Annotated in this window: 27 protein-coding genes and 1 pseudogene; 20 read left to right on the top strand and 8 right to left on the bottom strand. The window is 31.2% G+C overall.

Translation table 11 applies throughout. The features are described from left to right. Positions 1 to 472: 472 nt before the first annotated feature. Positions 473 to 1,498: a threonine aldolase family protein gene (locus HMPREF3265_RS08625; protein ID WP_070861387.1), complete on the bottom strand. Its 1,026-nt coding sequence runs from the start codon at positions 1,496 to 1,498 to the stop codon at positions 473 to 475. 212 nt (positions 1,499 to 1,710) lie between these two features. On the opposite strand from HMPREF3265_RS08625, the gene HMPREF3265_RS08620 reads away from it, so the two are divergent. From HMPREF3265_RS08620 to HMPREF3265_RS08595, 6 genes and pseudogenes are all read left to right on the top strand, one after another. Next, entirely contained in the window at positions 1,711 to 1,905 is a 195-nt protein-coding gene (locus HMPREF3265_RS08620) for a hypothetical protein (RefSeq protein ID WP_011275881.1), read from the top strand. Between the two features lie 38 nt (positions 1,906 to 1,943). Beyond that, a pseudogene (locus tag HMPREF3265_RS08615) lies at positions 1,944 to 2,177 on the top strand (PLDc N-terminal domain-containing protein); the annotation flags it as partial. Between the two features lie 168 nt (positions 2,178 to 2,345). Next, a complete protein-coding gene (locus HMPREF3265_RS08610; protein ID WP_070861385.1) occupies positions 2,346 to 3,212 on the top strand; it encodes an ABC transporter ATP-binding protein in 867 nt (288 codons plus the stop codon). Positions 3,213 to 3,215: 3 nt separating this feature from the next. Further along, positions 3,216 to 3,953 (top strand): ABC transporter permease, encoded by a 738-nt coding sequence (locus HMPREF3265_RS08605; RefSeq protein ID WP_070861384.1) that lies wholly within the window; start codon positions 3,216 to 3,218, stop codon positions 3,951 to 3,953. Beyond that, a complete protein-coding gene (locus HMPREF3265_RS08600) occupies positions 3,954 to 5,051 on the top strand; it encodes a sensor histidine kinase (protein WP_070861382.1) in 1,098 nt (365 codons plus the stop codon). Next, on the top strand, positions 5,048 to 5,650 hold the full coding sequence (locus HMPREF3265_RS08595) for a response regulator transcription factor (RefSeq protein WP_070580646.1): 603 nt from the start codon (positions 5,048 to 5,050) through the stop codon (positions 5,648 to 5,650). The genes HMPREF3265_RS08600 and HMPREF3265_RS08595 overlap by 4 nt, the downstream gene beginning before the upstream one ends. Before the next feature lie 152 nt (positions 5,651 to 5,802). Here HMPREF3265_RS08595 and HMPREF3265_RS08590 read toward each other — a convergent pair whose 3' ends face one another. Both HMPREF3265_RS08590 and HMPREF3265_RS08585 read right to left on the bottom strand, forming a co-directional pair. Beyond that, entirely contained in the window at positions 5,803 to 5,982 is a 180-nt protein-coding gene (locus HMPREF3265_RS08590; protein ID WP_070861380.1) for a hypothetical protein, read from the bottom strand. Between the two features lie 237 nt (positions 5,983 to 6,219). Further along, complete coding sequence (locus HMPREF3265_RS08585) at positions 6,220 to 6,411, bottom strand: hypothetical protein (RefSeq protein WP_011275874.1); 192 nt, start codon at positions 6,409 to 6,411, stop codon at positions 6,220 to 6,222. Positions 6,412 to 6,578: 167 nt separating this feature from the next. On the opposite strand from HMPREF3265_RS08585, the gene HMPREF3265_RS08580 reads away from it, so the two are divergent. Beyond that, a complete protein-coding gene (locus HMPREF3265_RS08580) occupies positions 6,579 to 7,115 on the top strand; it encodes a thermonuclease NucI (RefSeq protein WP_070861377.1) in 537 nt (178 codons plus the stop codon). A gap of 62 nt (positions 7,116 to 7,177) precedes the next feature. Here the strand turns inward: HMPREF3265_RS08580 and HMPREF3265_RS08575 are convergent, their stop codons facing one another. Beyond that, on the bottom strand, positions 7,178 to 8,035 hold the full coding sequence (locus HMPREF3265_RS08575; protein ID WP_070580644.1) for a hypothetical protein: 858 nt from the start codon (positions 8,033 to 8,035) through the stop codon (positions 7,178 to 7,180). Between the two features lie 286 nt (positions 8,036 to 8,321). On the opposite strand from HMPREF3265_RS08575, the gene HMPREF3265_RS08570 reads away from it, so the two are divergent. Next, positions 8,322 to 8,903, top strand: coding sequence for a hypothetical protein (locus HMPREF3265_RS08570; protein WP_070440127.1), 582 nt, complete (start codon positions 8,322 to 8,324; stop codon positions 8,901 to 8,903). A 65-nt stretch (positions 8,904 to 8,968) separates the two neighbouring features. Here HMPREF3265_RS08570 and HMPREF3265_RS08565 read toward each other — a convergent pair whose 3' ends face one another. Further along, on the bottom strand, positions 8,969 to 10,351 hold the full coding sequence (locus HMPREF3265_RS08565) for an aspartate kinase (RefSeq protein ID WP_070861375.1): 1,383 nt from the start codon (positions 10,349 to 10,351) through the stop codon (positions 8,969 to 8,971). A 198-nt stretch (positions 10,352 to 10,549) separates the two neighbouring features. Between HMPREF3265_RS08565 and HMPREF3265_RS08560 the strand changes: the two genes are divergently transcribed. The 4 genes from HMPREF3265_RS08560 to HMPREF3265_RS08545 are packed head-to-tail and all read left to right on the top strand — an operon-like array spanning position 10,550 to position 14,670. After that, positions 10,550 to 11,827 carry a homoserine dehydrogenase gene (locus tag HMPREF3265_RS08560; RefSeq protein ID WP_070440130.1) on the top strand — a complete coding sequence of 426 codons (1,278 nt, stop codon included), beginning with the start codon at positions 10,550 to 10,552 and terminating at the stop codon, positions 11,825 to 11,827. 5 nt (positions 11,828 to 11,832) lie between these two features. Then, positions 11,833 to 12,894, top strand: coding sequence for a threonine synthase (gene thrC / locus HMPREF3265_RS08555; protein WP_037558048.1), 1,062 nt, complete (start codon positions 11,833 to 11,835; stop codon positions 12,892 to 12,894). A gap of 2 nt (positions 12,895 to 12,896) precedes the next feature. Continuing rightward, positions 12,897 to 13,814: a homoserine kinase gene (gene thrB / locus HMPREF3265_RS08550; RefSeq protein WP_037558049.1), complete on the top strand. Its 918-nt coding sequence runs from the start codon at positions 12,897 to 12,899 to the stop codon at positions 13,812 to 13,814. A gap of 52 nt (positions 13,815 to 13,866) precedes the next feature. Continuing rightward, a complete protein-coding gene (locus tag HMPREF3265_RS08545; RefSeq protein WP_070861373.1) occupies positions 13,867 to 14,670 on the top strand; it encodes a Cof-type HAD-IIB family hydrolase in 804 nt (267 codons plus the stop codon). 86 nt (positions 14,671 to 14,756) lie between these two features. On the opposite strand, the gene HMPREF3265_RS08540 is transcribed toward HMPREF3265_RS08545, so the two are convergent. After that, positions 14,757 to 15,071, bottom strand: a complete 315-nt coding sequence (locus HMPREF3265_RS08540; RefSeq protein ID WP_011275865.1) for a hypothetical protein — start codon at positions 15,069 to 15,071, stop codon at positions 14,757 to 14,759. A gap of 139 nt (positions 15,072 to 15,210) precedes the next feature. After that, on the bottom strand, positions 15,211 to 16,665 hold the full coding sequence (locus HMPREF3265_RS08535) for an amino acid permease (protein WP_070861371.1): 1,455 nt from the start codon (positions 16,663 to 16,665) through the stop codon (positions 15,211 to 15,213). A 213-nt stretch (positions 16,666 to 16,878) separates the two neighbouring features. Here HMPREF3265_RS08535 and HMPREF3265_RS08530 point away from each other — a divergent pair, with 213 nt between their 5' ends. The 5 genes from HMPREF3265_RS08530 (at position 16,879) to HMPREF3265_RS08510 (ending at position 21,246) form a co-directional block, all read left to right on the top strand. Continuing rightward, positions 16,879 to 18,393 (top strand): catalase, encoded by a 1,515-nt coding sequence (locus HMPREF3265_RS08530; protein ID WP_070440135.1) that lies wholly within the window; start codon positions 16,879 to 16,881, stop codon positions 18,391 to 18,393. An 89-nt stretch (positions 18,394 to 18,482) separates the two neighbouring features. Beyond that, positions 18,483 to 18,632, top strand: a complete 150-nt coding sequence (gene rpmG, locus HMPREF3265_RS08525; RefSeq protein WP_001265708.1) for a 50S ribosomal protein L33 — start codon at positions 18,483 to 18,485, stop codon at positions 18,630 to 18,632. Between the two features lie 180 nt (positions 18,633 to 18,812). Continuing rightward, on the top strand, positions 18,813 to 19,082 hold the full coding sequence (gene rpsN, locus HMPREF3265_RS08520) for a 30S ribosomal protein S14 (protein ID WP_070440137.1): 270 nt from the start codon (positions 18,813 to 18,815) through the stop codon (positions 19,080 to 19,082). Between the two features lie 146 nt (positions 19,083 to 19,228). Further along, entirely contained in the window at positions 19,229 to 20,206 is a 978-nt protein-coding gene (gene guaC, locus HMPREF3265_RS08515; RefSeq protein ID WP_070440139.1) for a GMP reductase, read from the top strand. 14 nt (positions 20,207 to 20,220) lie between these two features. Continuing rightward, positions 20,221 to 21,246: a CAP domain-containing protein gene (locus tag HMPREF3265_RS08510; RefSeq protein WP_070861369.1), complete on the top strand. Its 1,026-nt coding sequence runs from the start codon at positions 20,221 to 20,223 to the stop codon at positions 21,244 to 21,246. 229 nt (positions 21,247 to 21,475) lie between these two features. Here the strand turns inward: HMPREF3265_RS08510 and lexA are convergent, their stop codons facing one another. Next, entirely contained in the window at positions 21,476 to 22,099 is a 624-nt protein-coding gene (lexA, locus tag HMPREF3265_RS08505; protein WP_011275859.1) for a transcriptional repressor LexA, read from the bottom strand. Positions 22,100 to 22,241: 142 nt separating this feature from the next. Here lexA and sosA point away from each other — a divergent pair, with 142 nt between their 5' ends. From sosA to tkt, 3 genes are all read left to right on the top strand, one after another. Further along, on the top strand, positions 22,242 to 22,475 hold the full coding sequence (gene sosA / locus HMPREF3265_RS08500; RefSeq protein ID WP_033080041.1) for a DNA damage-induced cell division inhibitor SosA: 234 nt from the start codon (positions 22,242 to 22,244) through the stop codon (positions 22,473 to 22,475). Positions 22,476 to 22,598: 123 nt separating this feature from the next. Continuing rightward, on the top strand, positions 22,599 to 22,832 hold the full coding sequence (locus HMPREF3265_RS08495) for a DUF896 domain-containing protein (protein ID WP_016931078.1): 234 nt from the start codon (positions 22,599 to 22,601) through the stop codon (positions 22,830 to 22,832). Between the two features lie 103 nt (positions 22,833 to 22,935). Continuing rightward, the coding region (gene tkt / locus HMPREF3265_RS08490) for a transketolase (RefSeq protein WP_070861367.1) at positions 22,936 to 24,536 on the top strand (1,601 nt) is incomplete at its 3' end.

Genomic DNA, 24,536 nt, shown 5'->3' with positions numbered 1-24,536 from the left:
ATTTGGACTCATCAGTCCGATTTGACGTAGAGCCGTAAATCAACACTTCAAAATAAAATAGTCTGTGAACCTGAAATTGTCGAAGTAACTCGCCGGATTGGATCTAGAGTAATTTATCTTTATCCACAAGTGATTGAAGCTTATCAAAAAGTAAATAATAGAATAGGTGTATGATAAAGGTCAGCACTCAGAACTTTAGGTGACCAATATAAAAAAATAAAGTGTAATATTAAATTATACAACTTAAAATTCAATATTAACGAGGTAGCGAATGTGATTAACATGATTACTTAAACTTTTAAGAGGAGAATAAAAAGTGGAATTTAATATTAAAGTCACTATAGAAAAATGAGAACCATCTAAAAAAGAAATAATCATAAGCCTCTTTGTATTAATTGTAATTATAGCTAGTATTTATTATAAATTTCATTAAAAACAGGATTTCCTTTTAGGAAGTCCTGTTTTTCAGATGTTAAATTAACCCTAATAACTTATCCACATTTTCTTCGGTAGTAGCCCAACTTGTCGCAAATCTAACAACACGATGATTATCATCATATTTCTCCCAAATCGCGAACTTTACTTTTTGTTTCAACTCTTTAATCTTTTCTTCACTAAGTACAAAAAATTGTTGATTAGTAGGTGAATCAAAGTAAAGTTGATAGCCTTTTTCAAGAAATCCTTTTTTCATTTTATTAGCCATATTTATGGCATGACGGCTAATATCTAAATATAAATTATTAGTGAATAATTCCAGAAATTGTACACCTACTAAACGACCTTTAGCAAGTAATGCACCATGTTGTTTGATTCGAGTGGTAAAGTGTTTTGGCTCATTATTTTTAGTGAAAACGAAGGCTTCACCACATAGCGCACCTATTTTAGTACCACCTATATAAAAGATGTCGCAATATTTAGCAATATCTTCAAATGTTAAATCACTTTGATCACTCATTAAACCATAGCCTAAACGCGCACCATCCATAAATAAGGGTACATTATGTTCTTTACACACGTCAGCAAGATTCTTCAATTCTTTTTTACTATATAAAGTACCGTATTCTGTAGGGTGTGAAATATAAACCATTCCTGGAAAGACCATATGTTCACGTTTAAAATCATTGTAAAACGTATCTAGATATGCATTAACTTCTTTTGGTCTAATTTTACCTTCGTGAGATGGGACAGTTAAAACTTTATGACCACTAAATTCAATAGCACCGCCCTCATGTACAGCTACGTGACCAGTGTCAGCTGAAATCACACCTTCATATGGCTCTAGTATCGAATTAATAACAACTTGATTGGTTTGCGTACCACCAACTAAGAATCGTACAGTCGCTTCTGGACACTTGATGGCTGATTTAATTTCTTCAGCTGCTTGCTTTGAAAATTGATTATCACCATAGCCAGAGGCCTGGATTAAATTGGTATCAATTATTCGTTGTAATACTTTTTCATGTGCACCTTCAAGGTAGTCATTTTCAAAAGAAATCATATAATACCCCACAATCTAAATAATTTAATTATTCTGAAAATTTAATAGAATGACTTTATTATACAATAATTTATCTCTTATGTGAATTTAATATTTTGAATATATAATTGTAAGCGTTTTAATAAAATGTAAGTTATAGTATGAATTAATTTGCGATTTAAATGTAAAAAGACTATGATTTAAACAAATAAGTTGAATTGGAGTGTTGTAGAATGAGTAAAATCAAATTTAAAAAGATTCAAGAAAAAACACTGGATGAGTTAGAAAAAGAAATTAATATGTATCTTGAAAGTGATGAAGGAAGTCAATTTGAAGTTCTAAATATTTCAATAGACAAAATAGAAGAACGTAAATTTCCAAATAATGAAGAAGTGCTAAATGCCATCTTGATCTTAAATGCTAAGTAAATAATTTAAATTATAAAATTAAATAGGAGTATTATTTTATGAAATTCATGTTCGGCCCAGATTTGGGAACTGTTTTTACGATTTTATTAGCACTAGGCTTTGTGATAAATCTAGTACTAGCTTTTATTATCATCTTTTTAGAAAGAAATAGAAGAAGTGCGTCTTCTACATGGGCATGGCTCTTTGTATTGTTTGTTTTACCATTAATCGGGTTTATTCTTTATTTATTTTTTGGCAGAACTGTTTCAAAAAGAAAAATGGAGAAAAATAATAGTTAAAAATTATGAGATTAAGCAATTTAAAGTTGCTTAATCTCTTTTTTGCTACCTCGTCGTAGTTAATATGACAAATGTCATATTAAAATCGTGACAATTTAAACTAATTTTAAATTCGATTAAAAGATAAAGTAGATATATAAATTAAAAGGATGTGAGGTCGTTATGATATATATAAAGCAATTAAAGAAATCGTTTGGTAAAAAGACAGTTTTGAATAATATCTCATTAGATATCGAGGAAGGAAAGTGTACTGCATTAATCGAAAAAAATGGTGCAGGAAAGTCCACTTTAATAGATATACTTATAGGTCATAAGCATGCAAATAGTGGAACAGTCGAAGATAAACTTAATTTAATATCCTCACATAATATGGGCATATTATTTCAAACTACGAATTTACCTAAGCTCATTAAAGTAAAAGAACTATATCATTTATATCAACAATTATATACCAATCCTATGACATTTAATGAGTTTCAAAAATTAACTCAATTTTCTAATCTTCAATTGGAACAATATTCTAATAAATTATCAGGAGGTCAAAAGAGATTATTAGACTTTGTTCTAACTTTAATAGGCAAACCTCAATTTTTAATATTAGATGAACCAACAACGTCAATGGATATTGAAACAAGAGAACACTTTTGGAATCTAATTGAGCAACTTAAAGAAGATGGTATAACTATACTTTACACCTCTCATTATATTGAAGAAGTCGAAAGAATGGCTGATAAAATTGTCTATTTAGAACAAGGAAGTATCAAAATTAATGATACACCACATAATATCTTGTTTAGTCAAAATAATTCAATTATTGAAATAATGACCTTTACGGAAGAACAATATCAAATACTTTCAGAAACATATGATATAGAAATTACGAATGGTAATTTAAAAATTCAAACAGAAAATGTTGAAGCAATTATTACAAATCTAATTAAAATAAATGTAGATTTAAATCAAGTCACAATTTATAAAAAATCTTTATTGGAACTCATGTTTTCAAAAGAAGAAAGAGTGGTGCAATAGACTATGACGAATATCATAACGTTACTTGATATTGAATACAAATTATTATTTCGACGCAAATTATCATCATTTATGGCTTTTATATTTCCTTTGGCATTCTATATATTGTTTACATCATTAATTGATATGCCAGCAGATTCGAAAAAAGTATTTTACAAAGAGTATATGTATAGTATGACGGTATTCAGTTTAATGGGATTTTGTCTGATGCAATTTCCATTAGAAATAATCGAGGAAAGGAACAGTGGTTGGTATAAAAGATTAATTTCTACACCAATCACAGTATTAAATTATTATTTAGCTAAAATTATTAAAACAATGACTTTATTTTTAGCTTCAATATTGCTTTTATTCAGCGTAGCACACTTCTATAAAGGGGTAGATCTAAGTGCAAGTGAATGGATTTTATCTGGTGTTTCTTTATGGTTAGGTGCTAGCATGTTTTTGACATTAGGTTTAATCATTACGAAATTTAGTGAGACACAGAAAGCAAGTAGCGTAGCTAATCTGTTTAATATTGTATTAGCCATTATTGGTGGATTGTGGTTCCCTGTTAGTACATTTCCTGATTGGATGCAAACAATTGCTAAACTAACACCAACGTATCATTTACGTCATTTAGCACTTGAACTAGGTAAAGGTAATGGTTTTAATATCCAATCGTTCGTTATATTAGGTATTTATAGCATTATTTTCTTAATTATTGCATTATTAATTAATAAGAGAAAAGGGGTGGAATAAATGAAGCGTAGTTTAGGCGCTAAAATGGGAGAGATTTCATCTTTAATTTACTTAATATTTCCTTACTATGGTTTGTATTTAACATGGCAAGATGATAGCTTTTTATTAAATTTACTTATTGTAATCATTTTTACATTTGCCTATGCTAGTTTAATTCTTTTTCATGAAACATTAAGTCATCGTATTAATTTAATCTTATTTGGTATTCATTTTTTAGCGATTATTTATTTTGTATATGCATACAATCCAACATTGAGTTTATTTTTCTTCTTTAGTGCATTTGCTATTCCATTTTTATTTAAAAAGGGAGTAAAATCAATAGAGTTTATGTTATTAATAAGTTCAATGATTACATGTATCATCATAACGATTATACAAACGAATCACTTTTATGTCGTGAGTATTATTATTTATTATATTATTATTTTGGCAATATTATTTGGTAATTTTAAAATAATGAAAGAGAGACAATATCGTCAACAAATTGAAGAAAAAAATAAATATATTAATATTTTGATTGCGGAACAAGAACGTAATCGAATAGGTCAAGACTTACATGACACGTTAGGACATGTATTTGCAAGTTTGAGTGTCAAATCAGAATTAGCTGCAAAACTAATCGACAAAGATCCGCAAGCAGCTAAGAAAGAAATATTAAATATAAACGAAATTTCGAAAGATACATTAGAGAAAGTAAGACATATTATTGAAAATTTGAAAGTTCAAAATTTTGAAGAAGAAATTCAATCTATAGAACAAATCTTAAAGGATGCAAATATTCACTTTAACTTTGAAAATATAAGAGGTGCGAGTTCCCTCAACCCAACTAAACAGACGATATTATCAATGATACTTAGAGAAGCGGTTAACAATGTAATTAAGCACGCGAAAGCCTCTGAAATTAAAGGGAAAATTGAAAGTTACGATAATGGTATTAAATTAATCATTAGTGACAACGGTATAGGTCTAAAACAACCTAGCGAAGTAAAATTAAAGAGTATTAACGATAGGGTAGCGTTATTGAGCGGCACAGTTAATATCACTTCTAAACAGGGTACGACTATCGATATTATGATTCCGAGAGAAGGTATACAATGATTTCAATCGTAATTGCAGAAGATCAAAATATGTTGCGTAAAGCAATGATACAATTAATTGAATTTCACGACGATTTAAAAGTGATAGATGATTTTGATAATGGTATTGACGCATTACAATCTATTAATAGTCAACAGCCTGACATTGCTATTTTAGATATTGAGATACCAGGAATTACGGGCTTAGAAATACTATCGCAATTAAGAGAAAATAAAATTAATACAAAAGTGATTATTGTCACGACTTTTAAAAGGCCTGGTTATTTTGAAAGAGCTGTTGCAAACGATGTTGATGCCTATGTGTTAAAAGAACGATCGGTTGATGATTTAGTTGCAACCATCCATAAAGTTTTAAACGGCGAAAAAGAATATAGTACGTCTTTAATGACATCTTTGTTTAAAGAGGCTAATCCATTAACGCATAAAGAACAAGTCGTGTTACGTGAAATAGGGGAAGGATTAAGTAATAAAGAAGTCGCTGATAAACTCTATCTTTCAAACGGTACGGTGAGAAATTACACGTCTAATATAATTGATAAACTTGAAGCGGAGAACCGCTTTGATGCTTGGAGAAAAGCGAATGATAAAGGATGGATATAGAATTTAATTATGCATATAGTCATGTATAAAGATCAGAACATCAGTTTGCTCTAGGGAGCATGGATTCCAAGAACGTTAATACTTTAATTTCTGACCTTTTGCTTACTTTTAACCTAATTATTTAAAGATTAAGAAGTATCTTTACAAACATATTAATTATTTCTTTTTTGAGTTTCTAGATTGTCAACATGAGTGGCTAATAACCGTAACACTTGAGCAACCTTATCTGGAGGTGTATCTTTTGCCAAAGTATGTTCGAATACATGGCCATTTTGTGTTTGTACTTTATAAATTAGACCGTGATTATCTATAATTACGTCTAGAATTTCCATAATACCACCTCGCTAATTGTTTGATGGTGAGGCTTTTTGATAATTAAAATTGTGATAAATTAATCAATTTTTTAAAATTAATTTTATACATTTAAGGTATTTCTTATACATACCACAATATCTAGAAATTAATCTTAAATATAAAAAATGTGGGAGTGAGAAAGAATTCAATTTGAATTCTTTCTCACTCCCAATTTGCTTTGCTTATAAAATTTCTATTAAGATTTTCTAATTGAGCTACTTGTTCTTTCTCTTGCGAATTATAGATTGAATGATATAAGCAATAAATCCTACTAAGACTCCTAATAATACAGCTACTACGACAGAGACAATAATAGGTAACTTATAGACAATTTGTAGTATTACACCGACAATTATGGCTATAATTACGGCTATAACTGTAACTAAATTTTCATTTTTCTCAGACATTGATGTCACTCCTAACGCATTTATTATAGCATGATAAGATTAATAATTTCACTTTTTGCGAGTACAGTGGATACTAACATAGTCTAACTAAAGCAAGTTGTCATTGACGATTAATTTTAATTTATATATGATATTTATTATTGAAATAAAAAGCGTAGGTGACATCTTTGAACTCGAAAAAATCATTAAGTATCATCGTTTTAGCTGTTTTAGTGGTAGGCGTTTTAGCCTTTCAATTTATGAATCATACAGGACCTTTTAAAAATAATGGTTCTCAATCATCAAACAGTACTAACATTAAGGGTAAAGAAAAAGTACATGTAGACCGAGTAGTAGATGGTGATACCTTTGTTGCTACAAATAGTGAAGAAAAAGAAATTAAAGTTAGACTTATAGGTATAGATACACCAGAAACAGTTAAACCTAACACACCAGTTCAACCATATGGTAAAGAAGCATCTAATTATAGTAAACAACACTTAAATGGGAAAGATGTATATTTAGAATATGACAAAGAAAAAGAAGATAGATATGGTCGGACACTTGCATATGTATGGCTAGATGAGGACACAATGTACAACGAAGAATTAGTAAAAAATGGATTAGCACGTGAAAAGTACTTCTCACCGAATGGCAAATATCGTCATCTTTTTGAAAAAGATGAACAACAAGCTAAAAAAGATAAAGTGAATTTATGGAGTTAAAAAATAAGCGATTGACACGTGTATCTGTATCTAGATTCACTGTCAATCGCTTATTATGTGCATTAATTATTAAAGCTGTTTACGATTTTGGTAACTTGGTCTTCAGAAAGTGGATGTTTAGATAAATCAATTGCATTTTTGATTACCGCTTCAAGTGATGATTTAGTTGAAACGGTGTCTACATATTGAGCTCTTTCCTCTGAACCCTCAATGATATTTACGCTACCATCGCTAAAGTAAACGACTCCGATGCTTTGTACTTTATGATTAAAATGATTTTCAATTCCGTCTTTTAAAACTTTTGAATTAATCGCTGCTTGTTCATATGGATCATGATCATAAAACTCATAAATCACACGATTATTTTGAATTTTTTCGACGAAAGTATAAATTTCACTGCGTGGTGAATCAAACTGACTGTGATATTGTTTACTTACATAATGACCGACAATCTGATTCACATCATTTGTGTCAATTTGCATATCGTCGTCTACTGGTGCATCAAAATGGTAAAACGTTTTTTGTTTCCAGTTTTTGACGTCAATATTGATTAAGCCAACATCTGAAACAACAATGTAATCGAACGTTCTAGCGTATTCAAAGAAAGGATGTTTTGTAGCTAAATTACTTGTAGTTATAATATCGTAATACTTTAACTTGCCTTCGTCTTTATACTTATCAAGAATGCTAGTTAAAACGTGTTTCGCGTTTCGCTTTGCATGTGAACTTACATCATTATTAGAACTAAGCATTTGATTTTTAAGTTCTAAATTTTCATTGCTAAGCGTCGCATTCTTAGTTACCATCTGATTTCTTGCGTACACTTCTGTATCAACTCTATCTTGCATGTAACGTTGATTTAAGATGAACGCCAAAATAAGTATAACGATGATAACAATTAAGATAATTGTTAATGTCATAATTCATCACCTATGTTCGAATTTTAATTTTATATCACTCAATAAATTTGAAAGTTATAACGTGAGCGATATGAAATAACATATAAATTATATCTATTATAATTGCGTAGTTCAACAAAATGTAAATTAAGTTAAATTGCTAAAATAATAAATATTACCTAATTTTAGCAATTTTGTTATTTTGTTTAACATCAAATTTAGCAATACTTCATAATTCGTAAATTGAAATCAGAAATAAGGATATGTATAATTAATGTATGAAAGCGTTTCCTTTGGAGGTAGTAATATGGAACATCAACAACATATAGAAGAGCTAGTTAAAATATTAAAAAATGAATGTCGTACTTCATTCAAATTTCATGGGGAAGTCGCAATGCAGCTATTTTTAAGTGATAATTTTATTCTACCTTCTAGAGTCGACATATGCGTAGAACGTAAACAACTAGTTGAAGTATTAAAAGTAATTCCGTCCACGTATCATTTAAATTATTATGATAAAAATAATAATTTAATGAATCGAGATCAATTAAGTGTACCCGAAATTGCACACATAGATATTACTTTTAACGAGAAATTATTAATAAATATCTTTATTTATGATGTCGTAAATGAAGAGTGGATATTTAGATTAGATAGTAATATTAGAATTCCTAAGAATAGTATTTATTTTCATTCGCTGACATGGGGAGTAGATTATATTAAACCGGAAATCGTGCTAATGTACGACTTATTGGATAATCAAAATTACCATCAATTACCAAATTATAAAATGGTTTTAGACTCATTAAGTTATTATCAATTTGTTATATTAAAAGTTGTCGTAGGGGAGCAACGAATCAATGAGGCATTAGCTCATAACAAATTATAAAGAAGCATCTAATATTTAAGTGGAATGTACAAAACATGACTATTTAAATACCAGATGCTTTTTAACTATGCTTGCTTATTTAGATTTTTCAAACAAATGCCATGATAACAATATTCATATGTAGATAAAACAGCCTTGTCTGCATCTTCAATTGAAATACCGAACATCATTGATATTTCAGACGAGCCTTGGTTGATCATTTTTAAATTGATTTTAGATTCTGCTAACGCATGTGTAATAGTGTTAGCAGTACCGATTGCTTTATTCATTCCCTCACCAACAATCATTAAAATCGCTAAGTCGTGTTCAATACTTAATTCATCAACATCGCAACGTTTACGTATAGCGTTAAGTACATCTTTTTCTTTACCTTTTAATTGATGTGTTCGAAGGATGATACTAATACTATCAATACCTGAAGGCATATGGTCGAAAGAAATATTGTAATCTTCTAATATTTCAAGAATTTTACGTGTGAAGCCGACCTGTCTATTCATTAGATATTTTTTAATATTAATAACACTAAATCCTTTATCACAGCTTATACCTATAATGACATTTTTATCACTTACATCTCTATCATGGCGTATAAATGTACCTTTATCTTGAGGAAGATTTGTATTTTTAATAACCACTGGAATTCTGTGTTTATAGAGTGGCTGCAATGCTTCATCATGGAAGACGCTAAACCCAGCATATGAAAGTTCTCGCATTTCACGATATGTAATTTCTTCAATAAGATCCGGATTGTTAATTATATTAGGGTTTGCCTTATAAATACCTGATACATCAGTGAAGTTTTCATATAAAGACGCTCTAATTCCTCTAGCGATAATTGCACCTGTAATGTCAGAACCACCTCTTGGGAACGTAACGACATAATCATTTTTAGAAACACCAAAGAATCCTGGGATAATAATTTTACCTTCAATATCTTTTAATTTACTAATCTTCTCATAAGCTTCTTCCAAGATTTGAGCTTGTTGCGGTAAATCTGTAACTAGAATACCTGCATCTTTTGGAGAAAGGTATGTCGTTTTAAAACCTTGTGAATCATTATAAGTTGCAATTAATTGCGCATTAAAATTTTCACCACAAGAAAGAATTGCATCGTATAATCTTAAAGGCTTATCTTTTAAAGTTGAAATAATCTCTTCTAATGTGTCATCAATTACTTTTAATAATGAATCATCCATATCAAGTTCATGTAAAATATCTGCATAACGTTGAATAATTTCTTTCTTTTTATCTTGATAATTAAGATTATTCATTACTTTTTCATATAATCGAACTAGAAGATCGGTCGTTTTAACATCATCTTTGTGTCTTTTGCCTGGTGCAGAAACAATAATAATTTTACGATCTGAATCGCTATTAACGATATCTAGGACTTTTTTGATTTGTGTTGCATTTGAAACTGAACTACCGCCGAATTTTGCCACTTTCATATACCTAATCAACCTTTCTAAAAAATCAGAAAATTCTATTTAATTTTCTGATACCACATGATAATATAAAGCTAAGTATTTACATTTTATGCTAAAAAGTCCTATCAATTTAATATGTTTTAATAGTATACTAAAATAAAGTATATTTCAATAAAACAATTGTATTTCTGAGTTATACAAATGGGGGGAGATAAAAATATGAAAAAATTAAATATTGCTTTGCTTGGTCTAGGAACAGTGGGATCAGGTGTAGTTAAAATAATTGAAGAGAATCGACAACAAATTATAGATACATTAAACAAAGATATTGTTATAAAGCATATTTTAGTGCGTGATAAATCTAAGAAAAGACCTATAAATATTAGTCGATATCATTTAACTGAAGATGTTAATGAAATTTTAAATGATGATTCTATCGATATCGTCATTGAAGTAATGGGTGGCATTGAACCTACTGTTGATTGGTTAAGAGATGCTTTGAAAAGCGGTAAACATGTAATTACTGCAAACAAAGATTTATTAGCCGTACATTTGAAGCTACTAGAAGATTTAGCTGAGGAAAAGGGACTTGCGTTGAAATTCGAAGCGAGTGTTGCCGGTGGTATCCCTATAGTAAATGCTATTAATAATGGATTAAATGCTAATAACATTTCTAAATTTATGGGAATACTAAATGGTACATCTAACTTCATCTTATCTAAAATGACACGTGAACAAACAACGTTTGAAGATGCTCTTGATGAAGCGCAAAGGCTAGGTTTTGCTGAGGCAGATCCGACTGATGACGTAGAAGGTATTGATGCAGCACGTAAAGTTGTTATCACTTCTTATTTATCATTTAACCAAGTCATTAAATTAAATGATGTTAAAGTTCGTGGTATAAGTCAGACAACTTTATCTGATATCAATGTCGCGGACAAATTAGGTTATAAAATAAAATTGATTGGTAAGGGAACTTATCAAAATAGTAAAGTAAATGCATCAGTCGAACCAACATTAATACATAAATCCCATCAACTAGCTACAGTTGAAGATGAATATAATGCAATCTATGTCGTAGGCGATGCAGTGGGCGATACAATGTTCTATGGGAAAGGTGCAGGTAGTTTAGCTACTGGAAGTGCTGTTGTAAGTGATTTACTAAATGTGGCATTATTCTTTGAATCAAATACACATACATTACCACCTCATTTTGAATTGAAAACCGATGCAACTCGCGAAATTATGGATACGGAAGATGTCGTAGCTATTCAAGAGAAGTTAAACTATTATGTTGTTCTTAATAGTGACTTATCAAAAGAAAAATTTGAATCATTATTGAAAGAAACTTTACCTTTCCATAAATCACTACAGGTTGAACAACGTGATGAACAAACGTATGGTGTAGTTATTATAGGTTTAGATCAGTCACCAAAGGATGTTTTAAGTAAAGCTGATTTTAATATCGAGAAAATTTATCCAGTTGAAGGGGTTTAATGTTTATGAAAAGATGGCAAGGTTTAGTTGAAGAGTTTAAAGAATATTTACCAGTTAACAGCGACACACCAAAGTTAACATTAAATGAAGGACATACTCCATTAATTCATTGTGAGAACTTGTCTAAGATGTTGGATATTGATTTGTATGTAAAATATGAAGGTGCAAATCCTACAGGTTCTTTTAAAGATAGAGGAATGGTCATGGCTGTTACTAAAGCAAAAGAACAGGGAAAAAAAGTAGTTATCTGTGCATCTACTGGTAATACATCAGCTTCAGCAGCTGCATATGCTGCACGAGCTGGATTAAAATCAATAGTAGTTATTCCAGAGGGTAAGATTGCACTCGGTAAATTATCGCAAGCTGTTATGTATGGTGCTGAAATTGTTTCTATTGAAGGAAACTTTGATGAGGCTTTAGAGATTGTTAAGGAAATTGCTAAAAATGATGAAGAAATTGAGTTAGTTAATTCAGTGAATCCATATCGTATTGAAGGACAAAAAACGGGTGCATTTGAAATTGTTGAACAATTGGAACAAGCTCCAGACGTACTCGCAATTCCAGTTGGAAACGCAGGTAATATTACTGCTTATTGGAAAGGTTTTAAAGAATACCATGAGAAAAAGGGGAGTCAATTACCTCGATTATTTGGCTTCCAAGCAGAAGGTGCGTCACCAATTGTTCAAAATAAAGTGATTAAAAATCCTGAAACAATTGCTACAGCTATTCGAATTGGTAATCCAGCTAGTTGGATTAAAGCTACGAATGCGTTAGACGAATCTAATGGATTGATTGATAGCGTTACTGATGAAGAAATTTTAGAAGCTTATCAATTAATGACTTCTAAAGAAGGTGTATTTAGCGAACCAGCTAGTAACGCCTCAATTGCAGGTCTGATTAAATTACATCGAGTAGGACAATTACCTAAAGGCAAAAAAATAGTAGCTATTTTAACTGGTAATGGATTAAAAGATCCTGATACTGCTATTTCAATATTAGATAACCCTATTCAACCGCTTCCTAACGATAAATCAAGTATTATTGATTACATTAAAGGAGCTTTGTAAAAATGACTGAACAGTTGCACTTAAAGATACCAGCGTCCACTGCTAATTTAGGCGTTGGTTTCGACTCGATAGGTATGGCTATAGATAAATATTTACATCTTTATGTGAAACGAATTGAAGGGGAAAAATGGGAATTTACATATTTAAACTCCGAATTAGATTCACTTCCTAAGAACAAAGACAATTATGTTTTTAAAGTGGCCCAGCAGGTCGCATCTAAATATAATGTAGAATTACCTAGTTTAAGTGTTGAAATGCGAAGTGATATACCATTAGCTAGAGGTTTAGGTTCATCGGCGTCTGCATTGGTAGGCGCTTTATACATTGCAAACTATTTTGGCAATATTCAGCTTTCTAAATATGAATTACTTCAATTAGCTACAGAAATAGAAGGTCATCCAGATAATGTTGCACCTACAATTTATGGTGGCTTATTAGCAGGCTTCTATAATCCAGATACAAAAGAAACGAATGTAGCACATATTGATGTGCCTGACGTTGATATAATTCTAACTATACCTCCATATGAATTAAAGACTGAAGATTCTCGTAACGTTTTACCTGATCAATTTTCTCATAAGCGCGCGGTTCAAAGTAGTGCAATAAGTAATACGATGCTGTGTGCATTAATTCAACATAATTATGAACTTGCTGGGAAAATGATGTCACAGGATGGCTTCCACGAGCCATATCGCCAACATTTAATATCTGAATTTAAAGAGGTTAAAACTATAGCTCAACAATATGGTGCATATGCGACAGTAATTAGTGGTGCAGGGCCTACCATATTAACAATGAGTCCTAAGGAGAAGAGTGGTCAATTAGTTAGAGCGTTAAGACAAGCCGTTACAACATGTCATTCAGAATTAGCAACAATCAATGAAATTGGCGTTGTTGAAGAAATTGTGTATCCTTCATAAAATTTATTGTAAAATATAAACGAGTAAATTTCGAAAGGAGTACACTTCAGATATGAGTAATTATAAAATGATCGTTATGGACATGGACGATACTTTAATTAATAGTGAGAATAAAGTAAGTAAAGAAACTAAAAATTACTTGATAGATATTCAAAATCAAGGCTATAAAGTAGTGTTAGCTTCAGGAAGACCAACTGAAGGTATGCTACCAATTGCAAAAGAACTACAATTAGATATCCATGATAGTTATATCATCAGTTACAACGGCGGTAAAACGATCAAAGTAGCAACAGAAGAAGTAGAAGTGAGTCAAAGTGTATCTAAGAAGAATTTTGACCTTATTGTGGATTTTTGTCGTGAACATAACTTTTTAATCTTGACATATCAAGATGGACATATTATCCATGATGGTAATCATGAATATCGAGATATTGAATCAGAACTTACTGGGCTACCTATGAAACGTGTAGATGATATTAAAGCTTATATTAATGATAGCGTTCCAAAAGCAATGGGCGTTGATTATGCAACAAATATTGCTAAAGTACGTGATGATATGCATGGAAGTTTTAATTCAGAAATTGATGTAACAACAAGTAAACCATTCTTTTTAGAATTTATGGCAAAGGATGTTTCAAAAGGTAATGCGATTAAAGCATTATGTGAAAAATTAAATGTATCATTATCTGAAGTGATTTGTTTTGGTGATAGTTTAAATGATCAATCAATGTTTGAAGTAGTGGGTTGTGCTATCGCGATGGGAAATGCAAATGAGGAACTGAAGGCTATTGCAGACAAAATAACGTTAGATAACGATTCTAATGGTATTCCCGCAGCTTTAAAAACACTTTTGTAATATAAAATAAGGCATGAGAATACGAATGTTGTTTATTTCATCATAATTACCATGATGAATGATTCATTCGACCTCATGCCTTTTTATTATTTAGCAGTATGTGTCCATTCGTGCTTCCCTTTTGAACGCTTTACATAAGCGTATACTTGATCAGCAGCATAATCTAAATTTGTATACACTGTAATTGTAAATGCAGACTGGTTTTCACTGAAAGGTTCAGTACTAAATACATCTTTTAAATGTGTAAATAAATTTTCCATTTGGTCATGTTCAAGACTAGGATACTCTCTTAATGTACGTTTTAGTAATTGACCATTTTTTTCTTCTAGAGATTGTACAACTATAACGAAACGTTCTTCACTCTTAATGACATCATCAAATAAGTTTGTTTGACCAACCATCTTGCTTTCACCTCTAAGTCATTATCTTTACTACTATTATACTAGATAACTGTTTTTTCGAAAATATCAATATGTTGAAACCAAAAATGCGAGTCACTAAAAAGGATTTACTATACTTTCAGTGCTCGCATTTAATTATTTAATTATTTTTATGATAATGATGTGGTGTGATATCCATATCATTTAATTTAACGAACTTCGTTTTTCTTATTAATTTATGAGCTAAGAAAATGAGCCCTAAAATAATGATAGGTAAAATGTTAACGAAAAATTTACCTATATTACCATCGAATAAATCTCCAATTGAATTACCAAAGTATAAGAAAATTAAAGTTGCAAATACTAAAATTGGTCCAAGAGGGTACAATGGTGATTTATAAGGTAAAAGTTGATTGATATCTTGACCTTGACGTTTAATGGCTTTACGCAATCTTACTTGTGCCCATGAACTAGCTGCCCAAACAATGATTACCAATGAACCAATAATATTTAACAAACTAAAAACAGCATTTGAATAAAAATTAGCAATTATAATAATCGCTACAATCAGAATATATGTTGTAACTAATGCTCTTAAAGGTAATTTAGATTTATCGTTTAGCTTACTTAAGAATTTAGGTGCCTGTTTTTCATCACTTAAAGAGAACAACATTCTACTAGTAGTATAAACACCTGAGTTTGTCGCAGATAATAATGATGTCAATATAACAGCGTTAATAACAGAAGCGGCAAAAGCAACACCAATTCTATCAAATACAATTGTGAAAGGACTTTGTGTAACAGATTCATTCTCATTTAACAATAATGGGTCAGTATAAGGAATGATAGCTGCAATAACACCAATTGATAATACATAGAATAATAAAATTCTCCAAAAAACTTGTTTAACAGCTTTAGGCATTGTTTTTTCTGGATTATCAGATTCTCCAGCAGTCACTGCTACAACTTCAGTACCGCCAACTGAGAATCCTGCAACGAGTAAAACACCTAAGAAACCAGATAAACCACCCACGAATGGTGCCTCACCTTTAGTATAATTTTCAAAGCCATAAGAATGGCCACCTAATATACCGAAGATCATCAAGAAACCAACAATAATAAATATAATAATAGTTACAACCTTAATTAGTGATAACCAAAATTCAGTTTCTCCAAAAGCTTTAACCGTGAAGATGTTTAATAAAAATACAATAGTGATAAAGATTAAACACCAAGTAAGTGGACTAAAAAATTTAAATACATCCCAATAATACAATACGTTTGAAGCAACCATAACATCTACACTGGAAACTAGTGTCCACATAATGTAATATAACCATCCCATTGTAAAACCTAGAGAAGGGTCTACAAATCGCGTTGCGTATGAACTGAATGATCCTGAAACTGGATAAAATGTTGCCAACTCTCCAATTGACGACATTAAAAAGTAAAGCATTATGCCAATTAATAAATAGGCTAATATAGCGCCCCCAGGACCAGCTTGAGCAACAACACTACCTGTTGCTACAAAGAGCCCTGTACCAATTGCGCCACCTATAGCAATCATAGATATGTGTCTTGAGTTAAGACCTCTTTTCATATTGTTATCTTCCATATGATGTCTCCTAATTCTAAAATTTAAATATACAAATCATTTTAATCTTTTTGGGGACAGTATTCAATAACTTTTAAACAATTTAGCTTGAAAATTTTAAATTTTCTGACACTTTGTAGTTTTTTTAAAATGCTTTAATTATAGGGGTTATGGCTTTAATTATAGTAGATTCTAAATTATAATAATTATAAATAAGTGAAAGGAGAATTAACTATGGCGAAAGATGATAAAAGATTAACTGGTTTGTTTGGGCACCCTGTTTCAGATAGAGAAAATAGTATGACAGCTGGTCCGAGAGGCCCATTATTAATGCAAGATGCATACTTTTTAGAACAAATGTCTCATTTTGATCGTGAAGTAATTCCTGAACGTCGTATGCACGCTAAAGGTTCAGGTGCATTTGGTACATTTACTGTAACAAATGATATTACGAAATATACAAATGCTAAAATTTTTTCAGAAGTAGGTAAACAAACAGAAATGTTTGCACGATTCTCAACAGTTGCCGGTGAACGTGGGGCAGCTGACTTAGAGAGAGATATCCGTGGATTTGCACTTAAATTCTATACGGAAGAAGGTAACTGGGACTTAGTAGGTAACAACACACCCGTGTTCTTCTTTAGAGATCCTAAGTTGTTTGTTAGTTTAAACCGTGCTGTTAAAAGAGACCCACGTACTAATATGAGAAGTCCTCAAAATAACTGGGATTTCTGGACTGGCGTACCAGAGGCACTTCACCAAGTTACAATTTTAATGTCAGATAGAGGTATGCCAAAAGACTTCCGTCATATGCATGGTTTCGGTTCACATACGTATTCTATGTACAATGACGAGGGTGAACGTGTTTGGGTTAAATATCATTTCAGAACTCAACAGGGCATCGAAAATTACACAGATGATGAAGCGGCTGAAATTGTAGGTCAAGATAGAGAATCATCACAACGTGACTTATACGATGCAATTGAAAATGGCAATTATCCAAAATGGAAAATGTATATCCAAGTTATGACTGAGGAGCAAGCTAAAAATCATCCAGATAATCCGTTTGATTTAACTAAAGTTTGGTATAAAGGTGATTACCCATTAATTGAAGTGGGTGAATTTGAGCTAAATAGAAACCCAGAGAATTATTTCATGGATGTTGAACAAGCTGCTTTCGCTCCAACAAACATTATTCCTGGTCTAGACTTCTCACCAGATAAAATGTTACAAGGACGTCTATTCTCATATGGTGATGCGCAACGTTATAGATTAGGTGTCAATCATTGGCAAATTCCTGTTAACCAACCTAAAGGTGTTGGCATTGAAAATATGTGTCCATTCAGTCGTGATGGTCAAATGAGATTCCTTGATGGAAATCAAGGTGGTGGACCTCATTATTATCCAAATAATAAAGGTGTTTACCAATCACAACCTGAATATAAAAAACCAGCATTCCCAGTAGATGGAGACGGTTATGAGTACAATCAAAGACAAGATGATGATAATTACTTTGAACAACCTGGTAAATTATTCCGTTTACAATCTGATGATGCCAAAGAAAGAATCTTTACTAACACAGCAAATGCGATGGATGGTGTGAGTGAAGACGTTAAACATAGACACATTCGTCATTGTTATAAAGCTGATCCAGAATATGGTAAAGGTGTTGCCAAAGCATTAGAAATCGATATTAATGATGTTGATTTAGAAGGTACTAACGACGAAACTTACGAGAATTTTAAATAGTACTAAAAAATTAGATTGCGTAGAGCATTTTAATATGGTAAAATTTTAAATCGTAAGTATTCCTAGTTAAATGAGAAAGGATGTTAATTATGCGCGTTAATGTAACATTAGCTTGCACAGAATGTGGCGATCGTAATTATATTACTACTAAAAATAAACGTAATAATCCTGAGCGTATTGAAATGAAAAAATATTGCCCAAGATTAAATAAATACACGCTACACCGTGAAACTAAATAATCTCTTATCTTTTAAATACGACATTAAAGATAAAGTAAGAACTTGCCGAAGTATAATAATCTTATACTTCGGTTTTTTAATTATTTAAATGAAATTAAGTCATCAGTCTTGTAAATTTAAAATCATGTGTTATTATATAAAACGTAATTATTACGATTTAAAATAACAGGAGTGATATATATGGCAAAAAAATCTAAAATTGCTAAAGAAATAAAAAGAGAAAAATTAGTTAATCAATATTATGAATTACGTAAAGAATTAAAAGCTAAAGGAGATTATGAAGCATTACGTAAGTTGCCACGTGATTCTTCACCAACGCGTTTAACTCGAAGATGTAAAGTAACAGGACGTCCAAGAGGTGTATTAAGAAAATTTGAAATGTCTAGAATTGCTTTTAGAGAACATGCACACAAAGGACAAATCCCGGGCGTTAAAAAATCAAGTTGGTAAAATACAAATCTAGTACTTTAGTCCATTTACAAGACAATTAAAAAATTGTAAAGTATATAAGGGTGAGAAAATGAATGATTTTTATATTTAATATACTAAAAGTTCGTTTTTACTTAATAAATATGATTGTATAGGGGCTAAAAAGTATGAAAATTTTTGATTATGAAGATATTCAATTAATTCCAAATAAATGTATAGTTGAAAGTCGTTCGGAATGTGATACAACTGTTCAATTTGGACCTAAAACGTTTAAGTTACCTGTTGTGCCAGCGAATATGCAAACTGTTATGAGTGAAGAATTAGCGCATTGGTTCGCTAAAAATGATTATTTTTATATTATGCATCGATTTGACGAAGCAGCTCGTATTCCATTTATTCAAAACATGCAAAAAGACGGATTGTTTGCTTCTATTTCTGTAGGTGTTAAAGCAAATGAATTTAAATTTATTGAAGAATTAGCTGACAAACAATTAGTTCCTGAATATATTACGATTGATATAGCTCATGGTCATTCAGATTCAGTTATTAAAATGATTAAACACATAAAAAAATATATTCCAAAAACATTTGTAATTGCTGGAAATGTTGGTACGCCAGAAGGTGTTAGAGAACTTGAAAACGCAGGTGCAGATGCAACTAAAGTTGGTATTGGACCAGGTAGAGTTTGTATCACAAAAATAAAAACTGGTTTTGGCACTGGTGGTTGGCAATTAGCAGCATTAAATATTTGTAGTAAAGCAGCGCGTAAACCTATAATCGCTGATGGTGGCTTAAGAACACATGGCGATATTGCTAAATCAATTCGATTTGGTGCAAGCATGGTAATGATAGGATCTCTATTTGCGGCTCATGAAGAATCACCAGGTGAAACTGTTGAATTAGACGGCAAACGTTATAAAGAGTATTTTGGTAGTGCATCTGAATTCCAAAAAGGTGAACACAAGAATGTTGAAGGTAAAAAAATGTTTGTTGAACATAAAGGATCATTAAAAGATACTTTAGTTGAAATGCAACAAGACTTACAAAGCTCGATTTCATATGCAGGTGGAAAAGATTTAAAATCATTAACAACTGTCGATTATGTTATAGTGCGAAATTCAATTTTTAATGGGGATAAGGATTAAAACTTGAGTGGTAGGTGTATGTTATTAAAAAATTCCTTTTATTTTCTTTGGTGTTATTAGTTGTAGCTTTATTCATACCATTAAAGGAAAATCAAGCACTAGTAAAATTTCAGAATGACGTAAGAAGTAAAGTTCAGCAAGTTATGAATCAAGATTCGAGTTTAAAAAGCAATTCGCTCAAAACACCTACAAAACAGGACTTTGCTATTAATAATATTCAGATGAATATGTCTAAAGACAAAGTTGAAAATCAATTGGGGAAACCTAAAAGAGTAACATCTAATGAATATGGCACTAAATGGTATACCTATTACAATAATGATTACGATAATTTCATAATGGTTAGCTATTTAGGAAATAAAGTCAATGCTTTATATAGTAATCAAAATGTCATTACATCTAAATCTAAGGTGAAATATAATACCCCTAAAAATGTTGTTGAGGATAGACTTGGTAAACCTTTAAAAGAAATTGTTAAAGGTAGATACCGTGTTGATATAAGTAGCGATGAGTATGATGTTTTCCATGAAGATAATATTTATACAACTGTTTTTTATGATAAACATAATGACAATGGAGTTACTGCATTACTTCAAGTTAGTGACGCTATGGAAAAAAGGTTGACTCAACATTACGGTGCACCATCTTCAACATTAGAACAAAGCTTTGAATATCAAAATTATGATTTAGTTAATTCTGAGCGTAAACAGCATGGGTTGAATACACTTAGTTACTCGAAAAATGTCTCCAATACAGCAAGAAACCATAGTGAAGACATGGCAAAACAAAATTACTTTGATCATAATAATTTAGATGGTGAATCTCCTTTTGATCGATTAAAAGATGATGACATTGATTTCAATCCGGCAGGTGAAAATTTAGCGTATGGGCAACAAAATAGTATATTTGCTCATGAGGGGTTAATGAATTCACTTGGTCATAGAAAGAATATATTGAATACAAATTTCAGTACTCTAGGCGTAGGCGTTGATTTTAATGACAAACGACAACCATTTTGGACAGAAAATTATACGGGCTAAGTGTTTTAATACGACTTATTAAGGGTATCTTTTAGTTGATAAGGAAGTTGATATTATGACAACTAAAGATGTTAATAAACTAGATATTCTAGATAAGGTTAAAGAAATTTTAAATAAAAATGAAAATGAAAAACAAAAGAACTAGCAAAGTTTACATTGTAGACTTTGCTAGTTCTTTGTATATAGAAATATATAAGAGAGAGGTTAACGTAAATTTTAGAAATTAAAACTACAGTTCTCTGTATAAACCAATAACTTTACCGATAACAGTAACGTTATCAAGATAAATAGGACTCATTGTACTATTTTCAGGTTGTAATCTATAACGTGTTTTTTCTTTATAGAAGCGTTTAACTGTTGCTTCATCATCTTCAGTCATAGCAACAATGATGTCCCCATTTTCAGCAATGGTTTGGCTTCTAACTATAACTTTATCTCCATCTAAAATACCTGCCTCAATCATACTTTCACCCACGACATTTAAAATAAAGATATCACTATTGTGAGTTGATGTTAAATGTTCTGGTAAAGGGAAATATTCCTCAATATTTTCAACTGCAGTAATCGGAATTCCGGCAGTAACTTTACCAATTACAGGAACATAAATTGTTTCCTCCATATTAACTGCATCGTTAGTTTGTTCGCTAACAATTTCAATGGCTCTCGGTTTCGTAGGGTCTCGTTTAATATATCCTTTTTCTTCTAGTCTAGATAAATGACCATGAACAGTTGAACTTGACGCTAATCCTACTGCTTCACCAATTTCTCGTACGCTTGGTGGATATCCTTTAGTTTGTACTACATGTTTAATGTAATCGTATATTTCACTTTGACGTTTAGTTAATTCTCTCATATATAGGCACTCCCTAATTTTATTTAACTACATTATAGCACTGATTTAAATATTGAACAAACATTTGTTCGTTTTTATGTTGACTAAGAACAAATGTTCTGATAAAGTATTTATACAAACAAATGTTCTAGAGGTGAAAGTAATGTTTAATAAATATAAAAATAAATTATTAACTAATATAGCTGTTGTATCAATATCTTGTGTTGTTTTTATAGTATTTTTCATGAATTTATATCATAACGCTCAAATGGAACAAACGTACGAAATAACTGACCATACTATTTCTAAAAAGGCAATTATTAAAGATGACAATAAGAACGTAAATACTACAAATGGGGAACAAAATGACTACAAAGTGTTCGCGTTTGTAAGATGATTATAAATTTGAGGTCTGTCAAAGCTATTTAAATGTCAATAGCTTTTGTCTAGACCTCTTTTTTGTTATATTCTATGAAGTAAAAGAGAAAATATTAATGGGAATACAGAAAGAGTGATAGTTATGTCTAATGATAATTTAAATATAGATAGAATTAATGAGCTTGCTAAAAAGAAAAAGGAACAAGGTTTAACTGAAGCTGAAGCTAAAGAGCAATCGAAATTACGTAAAAAATACCTCGAAGCATTTAGAAAAGGGTTTAAACAACAAATTGAGAGTACAAAGGTGATAGATCCTGAAGGTAATGATGTGACACCTGAAAAATTAAAAAAGATACAAGAACAAAATAAAAATTAATAAATATTAGATTATAGTTCGTTGAGTTTAAACGATTATCAATTTCAATATTTTTAAGTTATAATATACGAAAGATGATTCAAGTAGAAGGGAAGTATTAGAGATGTTTAACGAGAAAGATCAACTAGCGATTGATACGATTAGAGCTTTAAGTATTGATGCAATCGAAGAAGCTAATTCAGGTCACCCTGGATTACCTATGGGAGCTGCACCAATGGCCTATACTTTATGGACACGCCACTTAAATTTTAATCCTCAATCTAAAGACTATTTTAATAGAGACCGTTTTGTATTGTCGGCTGGACATGGCTCTGCGCTATTATACAGCTTGTTACATGTTTCAGGCAGTCTTGAATTAGAAGAATTGAAGCAATTTAGACAATGGGGTTCTAAAACACCAGGACATCCAGAATTCAGACATACTGATGGTGTTGAAGTTACTACTGGCCCACTTGGACAAGGCTTTGCTATGTCTGTAGGTATGGCTTTAGCTGAAGACCATTTAGCAGGTAAATTTAATAAAGATGATTTCAATATTGTTGACCATTATACTTATGTGCTAGCTTCTGATGGTGATTTAATGGAAGGTATTTCTCATGAAGCTGCTTCATTTGCTGGCCATAACCAATTAGATAAGCTAATTGTTTTATATGATTCAAACGATATTTCATTAGATGGCGAATTAAATAAAGCCTTCTCTGAAGATGTTAAGAAACGATTTGAAAGTTACGGTTGGAATCACATATTAGTAAAAGATGGTAATGATTTAGACGCTATCGATAAAGCAATAACTAAAGCCAAATCTCAAAATGGTCCAACCATGATTGAAGTTAAAACAATTATCGGTTATGGTGCTCCAAACGTGAGTGGTACTAATGGTGTTCATGGTGCACCACTAGGTTCAGATGAGAGAAAATTAACTTTTGAAGCATATGGTTTAGACCCTGAAAAACGTTTCAATGTGCCAGAAGAAGTATATGAAATTTTCCAAACAACTATGTTAAAACGTGCAAATGAGCATGAAGATGCATGGAAAGCATTACTAGAAAATTATTCTAAACAATATCCAGAATTAGCAGATGAATTTAAATTAGCTATTAGTGGTAAACTATCTAAAAACTATAGAGATGAGTTACCACGCTTTGATAGCGATCATAATGCAGCAACACGTGCTGATTCAGGTGAAGTAATTCAAGCATTAAGTAAATCAGTTCCGTCATTCTTTGGTGGTTCTGCTGACTTAGCTGGTTCTAACAAATCTAACGTTAAAGAAGCGACTGATTATGATAGAAATACACCTGAAGGTAAAAATATATGGTTTGGTGTACGTGAGTTCGCAATGGGTGCAGCTGTAAATGGTATGGCAGCACACGGTGGATTACACCCTTATGGTGCAACATTCTTTGTATTTAGTGACTACTTAAAACCAGCGTTACGCTTATCAGCTATCATGGGATTAAATTCAACATTCATCTTCACACATGATTCAATCGCTGTAGGTGAAGATGGACCTACTCATGAGCCAATTGAACAATTAGCGGGCTTAAGATCAATACCAAATATGAATGTCATTCGTCCAGCTGATGGAAATGAAACAAGAGTAGCTTGGGAAGTAGCTCTTGAATCAGAACAAACACCAACTTCTTTAGTATTAACTCGTCAAAATTTACCATATTTAGATGTAGATGAAGAGAAAGTTGAACA

It is taken from the genome of Staphylococcus sp. HMSC62B09 (assembly GCF_001839115.1).
In the GTDB taxonomy this organism is placed as follows: Bacteria; Bacillota; Bacilli; order Staphylococcales; family Staphylococcaceae; genus Staphylococcus; species Staphylococcus haemolyticus.
Note: the sequence above shows the minus strand (reverse complement) of the source record. Positions and strands in the feature narration are given on the sequence as shown.